Below are 557 nucleotides of genomic sequence, written 5' to 3'. Positions count from 1 at the left end.
CTTCTTCGCCCGGATGGCCTCGAGGGTCGGGGTCGCGTCGACCGCGTCCGCGGGCAGGAAGGCGGGGACGACCGTGAGTCCCTTCGACTTCGCGACGGCCTGGAAAGCGGTCACGGCCGAGTGTCCGGACTCGTTGTCGACGGCCGCGTAGCCGACCGTCCTGTGACCCTCGTTGACGATGTGGTTGGCGAGACATCGATCACGGTCCTGATCGGAATCGACTGCTGAAACGTGTACGGGAACTTCTTGGGATCCGTCAGGGCCGGCGTGATCGACGACGTGACACTGAATATTCCGGCCTGGGTCGTCAGGGGCGCCAACGGCAGCGCCTCCGAGCTGTACTGCGAGAACACGGCGTCTGGCTTCGAGTGGTCGGAGAGGTACGCCTGGAGCTTGGCCACCGCCTGCGCCCCGTCACCACCATCGTCGATGACGGTCAGCTTGACCTGCCTGCCGTCGATACCACCGGCCTTGTTGACAAGGCTTATACCCGCGTCGAGCGAACCCTTTGACTGTGATCCGTACGTCGCCAGCGCACCGCTCGTCGGCAGCACCGC

The 557-nt window shown here is 65.2% G+C and carries 1 protein-coding gene; it reads right to left on the bottom strand.

What is annotated here, in order from left to right:
• Window positions 1-110: 110 nt before the first annotated feature.
• Window positions 111-557, bottom strand: a 447-nt coding sequence (locus C1A33_RS27130; protein WP_133150852.1) for an ABC transporter substrate-binding protein, incomplete at its 5' end; no start/stop codon positions are given.

The organism is Frankia canadensis (assembly GCF_900197875.1).
Classification (GTDB): domain Bacteria; phylum Actinomycetota; class Actinomycetes; order Frankiales; family Frankiaceae; genus Frankia; species Frankia canadensis.
The sequence above is the reverse complement of the archived record's forward strand: the minus strand, read 5'-3'. Positions and strand labels throughout refer to the sequence as shown.